Raw genomic sequence first — 7,077 nt, 5'->3', positions numbered from 1 at the left:
TAGGTTGTATTGCTATAATTCGACGATGTGGAAATGAATTCCTTTAGTTCAACTTATATAGATGAATTTAATATTAACGAAACCCACGATTACGTACTTTATATCTATGGAGATTGAGAATGAATCAAGTTCATTTAGCGTGACAATAACTTTATCCCCTAAAACAAAAAGCCGCGATTTATGCGGCCCTTTTAAGAAACGCTTGAAGGAAGTGCTCTTTGGCAAGCTTACGGGCGAGTGGTGCAGAACGGAGGATCACTCGGTGTGGACAGCGTAACGGTAAACAGCTACAGGTTTACCTGAAAACACATTGGGAATCGGCGAAGGCCGAACATCTCACAGGAACGTACAGACCGATGCCACTCAGATGGGTGGAAACCCCCAAACCCGGAGGTGATATACGGCTGCTCGGTATCACGACAGTGATGGACCGATTCTTCCAGCAGGCTTTTCTACAAGTAATGAACCCGATTTTTGATGCGCAATTTTCCCCGCACAGTCAGGTCTAAGAACTTCTCCAAGTCCATGTCTACCGTCCAGCGCAATCCGCTCTGGATGTAGCTCTGAACTTCTTTCACCGCGTCGTGCGTTTGCCCGGTCTGAAACCGTCAAAGGACGGAGGAAGGAACGCCACAAAGGAGGCCCTTAAGTCCGCTATTGGCCAACATTCTACTGGATGACCTGGACAGAGAACTGACCCTGCGCGGATTGCAAGTAAACGCGCAGGAGAACGCGTGATTGAGTCGGTCACTAGATTGCGATTTTAATATTAAATAGACTTTTCATCGTTATCACCTGTCCATCTTAGCATAGTTGCTTAAACAGAACCTAAACGGCAGCAGCAAAATTTAGCTGGTTTTCATCCATTTGTTTAGCTTCTGTTAAACTTGGACTACTATAATTGTAAATGAGGAAGCGATTCAAACAAGTTCCTCATCACCGCCGCTTCCGTTGGATTCCTGTTTCATTCTCTGCTAATGAAGTGTTCCGTTCTTTTCGCGTTTGCCAGCTCAACGAGACTGTTGTTGCGCTTAGTGGTTGAATAAAATTAGCACAGAGATAATAAAATTTACGAGGAGGAGAACGCATGATCGTAACAACAACAGCGCTCGTTGAAGGTTCACCGGTTAAGCAGTATGTCGGCATTGCAACTGGTGAAGTTATTATGGCTGCTAATGTCGGAAGAGATATTCTTGCTTCATTTACTGATCTTGTCGGCGGGCGTTCGAAAGCCTACGAAACCAAGTTAAGAGAGGCAAGAGACGAAGCCTTTAAAGAAATGACACAGGAAGCTTCGCAAATGGGAGCCAATGCCATTATCGGTGTTGATGTCAATTACGAAGTAGTCCGTCAAGGTATGCTAATGGTTGCTGTCAGCGGAACGGCAGTCATTATCTAATTTCTGTCTTATCATTTTATCATTTCACGAGAAGGAGTTTATATACAAATGAAAAAACCTAACGCATCATTGCTTAGCTTAGGGACAAAGCAAATTCGTTACAATGCAACAGCTGTATTAGGACCGATTCGTCAGTGCCATTTACAGATAGCTGCTTAATTCAAACTAAAGAAGTAGTCGATGTTGAAATCTTAAGAAAACAAGAGCAAATGAAAGAAAATATTAATTTATACTGGGAGTGTTTATGATGTCAATCAATAGGGACATGCTGCAAAAATCTTTGGATCCCGCCCTTCGAGTTCGTCCCCGCGTACGATGGGGTGTTCTCGCATATTTCCTCTACATCGCAGTCTTCTACGCTATCTTCGTGATCAACGGCGTCGACTACCCACGAGTAGGAGAGAGTGAGCAGACCCTTCTTCTCTGGTACGTAGCACCGCTGTCCGGCGGTGCTGTGCTGACCTTCACAATAGTCACGATTTACGGATGGTGGAACCCCGCCCTGGTTGAAAGGCGGAGTCTTTCTCGATGGACGATGACTCTCCCGATCATCATGACGGTCATCGCGATCGTGAACATGCTGACCGGCGATTTCACCCGTGTCACGCCCCTCATGTGGCTGTATCTCATCGTCGGCAGCATCATGGTCGGCTTCAATGAGGAGATGATCCACCGAGGTCAATTGATAGTCGCTCTGCGCAGCCGATTCGGTGAAACCGGAGTCTGGCTGCTCTCAACAGCGATGTTCGCAGTCTTCCACCTGCCGGGTATGTTCCTGGGCCTAGGGGCGGGTGCGCTGTTCCAGGTAGTGATGGCATTTGGCCTCGGTTCGATCTTCTACCTCGCCCGGCGGTCTACCGGATCGCTCGTGGCCTCCATGCTCCTGCACGGACTCTGGGACTTTAGCGTTTTCTCAGCGAATGGCGCGTCGGCATTACCCATCGCTGGTTTACTAGCTCCGTTGTTGGTGATCGCTGCAGTCATCACGGTTCCGATCATCCTCCGCCGTGAAAAGCGACGCGATAGCGCCCAAAGCGTGTCACGATCAGTCGGCTGATTCATCCGTGCGGTCGACGAGCGCGCTCCTCGTCTCGCAGCCAACACGCCGCCCAGCAGTCCTGACTAGGTGCTCTCTTGATTCAAATGGCGTCAAATTTGATGGGATTGGAAATCGGGTCAACTGGTGGACGAAAGAAGACTATAATAAATTCTAAGCCAAAGCTAAGGCCGTTGTTGACCAATACAGCAAATTAGAGTATCTGGGCCAAAAAATCAACGGACAACGGACATTACCAGAAAATAATGTAGACATTGCCGGACTGCAGGTTGTGCTTGATGCGGTAACACAATTGCTGAATGCAAATCTTCAAGAGTTCTATACCTCATGGGCAACCATTTGGAGACAGAAGGCGCTTCCTGAAGTTGAACAATTCCTTCTAGCCATCGATCCTAATCCGCCGGTCAAATTTAGGGTAAATGTCGTGGTTGCTAATACCAATGATTTTTACTTCACATTTGGTGTGAAGAAAGGCGATGCTATGTACACCCTAAAGATAGAATTACGCTTTGGTAAAATATTATATGAGCAAATAAAAGAGACGTAACTATGATATCGAGCCATACCAAAATCCTTCCATTGAACGTTGCCAACGGCACCTCCATTGGTTATAAGAATTTTGGCCATGGCTCTCTTTTTTTGTGATCCTAGCTTCTCACACCATTAAGTGGCCTTAATTCCTGTAAATAAGAGCAAATTATTGCTAACACTTAACGTGACGTCAAGTGCTATGAGTCAACCGATTCATTTCAAACGGTTCCACTTATATTTTCCAAGAGCTTTTATGGCATCAGAATGAATACTAAGGCTGAGTATTATAGAACTGTGTCTTATCATGATGATATTTATCATCAAAACAGAGTCTGTTTTTTGACAGTCGACCGTTTTTTAAGAAAAAAGCTCAAACAACATCGTCAATGTATACGGGTACTACAAGAGCTAAGGAAAGCGGAGGGAGAAGAGGAATTCCCGCAGATTTGTCCTTATGCATACATCTTTTGGAGACATACCCTAATTCGATCCGAAAAATTCTATAAAGATTTAAAAGCTAATGATATAAGTTCTGTATGCCCAAGTAATTTTGCGATTGTCACAAGTTTAATTCAACGTGTACTTGAAAGTGATAGAAGAGAATTATTTAATCAAACTAATATAAAAGAAGTTGACAATAGATTGCTACTCCATTGGATAATCAATAGACTGACTATTCAAATATGTATCAATTATTTTAAACAGTGGATCTGGTTGCTACTACATGTGCTGAACAAAAAACAGTACCCAATTGGAATGCTGTAAATGAAATGGTTGAAGAAAGTATACCGGAAACGGCTTTTAAGCATTCGATTGATATGGAGTTTAAACAACCCGTTGAATTTTTTATAAACACAGCATATAAGCAATTTGATTTGACCTACACAAATATAGTGTGCCCGTTAAACACGAACAATAAAAAGAAAATTTCAAAGCGAATGAATTCGTATATGCCACAAAATGTAGCAATGAAAGTACCATTTAATAAAAAACTTGCAGCCTATGTTGACCATTATTTACGACGACTAACCGCAGCAGCTCCCTGTTTCATTCAAGTAACGAGCAGAATAACGCAACGATTACTTATTTCCGGCGTCCTAATATATGGGAATTAGTGCATTAGTGGCAAAAAATAAGATACCGTGATAAATATGAAAAAGCTGATTTTACCCCGAAATACATTAATCCTAGTGAGGGCAGGGGCACGACTGGTGAATCTCCTGTAATGGGAGTGGAGGAACAGCCCCAAGTCTAACTGAAAAGAAAAATTGTTTTCCAAGCGTGAATTGCACCGATCAGGTAGGAACGTGGGGACATCGATGGATGCCACAGTGCAAGCTACTAGGATGACAAACCGTCAATATCCTTGAGTAACGAGGAACTTATGATTTAGTAAATTCAGTTAGAGGAAACGCCGGATGCCGGGAAACTGGCACGTCCGGTGTGGAGTAAGGGAAAAGCTGGAGATGATATCAAATGCTTACCTAATTGTTACCGAGAGTTCAATAACCAACATGAAAGGCAGCCAGCCCAGGTAGATTGGTTGCCTTTTCTCAAGGGACGGGCAGTAGAGCGTGGTGAAACGACTATTTATCATCGATCCCTTTGTGATACGGTCACCGTATTGTATCCGAGCACTAACCACCATTTTTAATGAAATTGATAAGTTTAAAATATTACCTAATAATAACATTCTTTCATCAAATAATACCATATACTGGAACAGACATCTGTATCTGATAGCTTCAAATTTCAACTATAGTCGAGCGGTGGAAGTGTTAACCCCTTGCACCATTCAAACAACATCATTAGCGCAGGCGCTGCATTGACGCAGTAAAAGGGAGTTTAGCGTGGTAACGCCACCGTCAAAAAATTAAACCCCTTCCATATTTTTTCGCAAATTGATACACCGAATCGGCAAAAATTTTTTTCTGTACTTTGAGATAATTAACAAGGGCCTCCTTGTCTTGAATCGGCACACCCCAATCCTCAGGAATTTCCCGAATCACTTCTTCAATAAGGGTTTCCGGTAAATCAAGGATCTGTTCAATATATGAAAAGAGTATCGATGGATCTTCAAGCATGCCCACAGTCCAAATATGAACGATAGAATCCTTTTTAAACTTACCGCGCTTTTGCAATGTTGCTTTGTTCCATTTATATCCTCCCGGAAAACATTTACCGTGATCGATCATATGAATATCATATCTGCCTTCTGGTAGCCGCTCCAAAAGAATGTTGCTTTTTGTACGGTCAGAGTTATGCACCCAATGGTCGAATACGAAAATTCCGGCCAATACCTGGTTATTTTTGATATCCATTTTAGTCGGATGAGGAGGTTCCTTCGAGAGGCCTCTGCAATTGTCTATAAATAGGCTCGCAAATTGTGTACCTGGATTGTATTTGGAAGAAAATTTTTTTGGTATATATTGTATGTGCCGCTCTGTCATATTCACTAATTTAAATGGCACCACAGGCAAAGAAAGGTGTTGCGCTAATCTGGCGATCACGAATTCGTTTACCAGTTCCCTTGTTCCGTGGAAATTGTTTTTACATTTCACCGCATAACGGTTTCCATCATTAAATGACAACAAATGTGCGGCTTTTCCAGACAGCGTCTCCAAATATTTTATCGGTTCTAAAGATGTCATCGCTCCGCAACCCTTCTTTGATAGAATCTAACATTACAGTATTCAAAAATAATTTAAGAGTATGGACAAAAGGGATATTATTTTTCAAACTTGCCGTTACAGAAGCGCGGTGAACCTTGTCATAAATAAGGCTTTATTTCATGTCCCAGGCTGACGCGTTTTTTTAAATCGGCTCAGTCCAAATACCTATTTTCTCGGAAAATTTCAGGGACGCAAACAACACCGGTATCTGTTTGTAAAGAGTACCGGTGTAATCCATTCACTTCTCTAATACTAAGCAGGGCGAAGATTTGTCCTTGTAGGGGATGAAACGGATGACTGATCGTGATCATTCCTAAATGTGAGTTGATGAAGGACGCGCGGTTTATTCTGGGCTTCGATGACGCTCTTGAGAGGCGCGCGCGTTAATCGGTCAATGTTCTTGTCATCATCCAACGAAAACATCATCTGTCGGAAGTCAACAACATTATTACATTGAAAGTTGCTTAAATTGCGGTTTTTATTAGTTATGTAATAAGATTCTTGTCAGCGGTTGATGTCAAGAACCTTATTACATTTCCTATAAATGACAAGAACCTTGTTACATTCCCGACGGAGTAAACATAATTCCATTGGACTAAACTGCGGTGGTAAGACTACGGGAAAAAAAGTTCTCTATTTTCCTTAAATTGGAAGTTAATTCACAAAAATAGACACCAAGCAAACAAACAAAAGGGGTTAAGAAATTTAATTAAAAACGTTCAGGACAAAAGAGTAGTATGATGGAAAGAGCAATGTCGATATTCCAAAAAGCACCTCAATATAGTGGGGGCAATACTTGTTCAAATGTTTGTCAAGGAGTCTTATCAGGAGTAGATTTTGGTTTCTTATCTTGGTTTGGAGGAAATTTTCCAAGTGATTATTTTAATCGTATGCAACAATTTGGAGACTTTCCTGTCGGTCGAATTAGAAATAGTCGGCATACATAATTTACGGAGGTGTAAATGACTGTTATACAATAGAACAATGAAAACAATTTCTTTTCTAACAGTAGCTTTAAATATATGGTTTCTCATAGTATATTGTTTAGGAACTTACTTGGAGAGAAGAGTCGATCTTGAAGGCCAAATACTAATATTATCATTATCTGGGTTTACGATTAGTCCACTTGTTTCCTTAATATTATCGTTGCTTTTAATAAAATTAACTTACAGTAAACCATGGTGTGTTTGGGTTCGGCGAACTGAAACCTTTCACAAGAATATAGTCCGATAATGATCAGCAGCGAGGGGAGGAGCTCTGGGGAGTCCGGGATATTTCATGTGTTACTGCTGTTCCGTCATTAGCGATCCGGACGAGGAACAACGCACGGAACTGGTTCGTGCGGACAGTTTTGCTATGGCATCAATCTATTGAACTAACGGATAACAATAGCTTAACCAGACATGAACATGAGGACA

4 protein-coding genes and 2 pseudogenes are annotated in these 7,077 nt (G+C 42.0%); 5 read left to right on the top strand and 1 reads right to left on the bottom strand.

Annotated features, from left to right (window positions below; translation table 11 throughout):
- Positions 1–237 precede the first annotated feature (237 nt).
- The 4 genes and pseudogenes from OB236_RS40300 to OB236_RS39730 all read left to right on the top strand — a co-directional run.
- Positions 238–752, top strand: a pseudogene (locus OB236_RS40300) (group II intron reverse transcriptase/maturase); the annotation flags it as partial.
- 335 nt (positions 753–1,087) lie between these two features.
- Positions 1,088–1,399, top strand: coding sequence for a YbjQ family protein (locus OB236_RS39740; protein WP_262689096.1), 312 nt, complete (start codon positions 1,088–1,090; stop codon positions 1,397–1,399).
- A gap of 244 nt (positions 1,400–1,643) precedes the next feature.
- Positions 1,644–2,456, top strand: a complete 813-nt coding sequence (locus OB236_RS39735; RefSeq protein ID WP_262689095.1) for a CPBP family intramembrane glutamic endopeptidase — start codon at positions 1,644–1,646, stop codon at positions 2,454–2,456.
- A 172-nt stretch (positions 2,457–2,628) separates the two neighbouring features.
- A pseudogene (locus OB236_RS39730) lies at positions 2,629–3,003 on the top strand (M13-type metalloendopeptidase); the annotation flags it as partial.
- Between the two features lie 1,849 nt (positions 3,004–4,852).
- Here the strand turns inward: OB236_RS39730 and OB236_RS39725 are convergent.
- On the bottom strand, positions 4,853–5,638 hold the full coding sequence (locus OB236_RS39725) for a HipA family kinase (RefSeq protein ID WP_262689093.1): 786 nt from the start codon (positions 5,636–5,638) through the stop codon (positions 4,853–4,855).
- Positions 5,639–6,399: 761 nt separating this feature from the next.
- Here OB236_RS39725 and OB236_RS39720 point away from each other — a divergent pair.
- Positions 6,400–6,606, top strand: coding sequence for a hypothetical protein (locus OB236_RS39720; protein WP_262689091.1), 207 nt, complete (start codon positions 6,400–6,402; stop codon positions 6,604–6,606).
- Positions 6,607–7,077 lie beyond the last annotated feature (471 nt).

Source organism: Paenibacillus baimaensis (genome assembly GCF_025567575.1).
The sequence above is the reverse complement of the archived record's forward strand: the minus strand, read 5'-3'. Positions and strand labels throughout refer to the sequence as shown.

Coding starts and splice junctions, on each gene's coding strand:
- OB236_RS39740 (WP_262689096.1), top strand. CDS start 1,088: ATGATCGTAACAACAACAGCGCTCGTTGAAGGTTCACCGGTTAAGCAG.
- OB236_RS39735 (WP_262689095.1), top strand. CDS start 1,644: ATGATGTCAATCAATAGGGACATGCTGCAAAAATCTTTGGATCCCGCC.
- OB236_RS39725 (WP_262689093.1), bottom strand. CDS start 5,638: ATGACATCTTTAGAACCGATAAAATATTTGGAGACGCTGTCTGGAAAA.
- OB236_RS39720 (WP_262689091.1), top strand. CDS start 6,400: ATGGAAAGAGCAATGTCGATATTCCAAAAAGCACCTCAATATAGTGGG.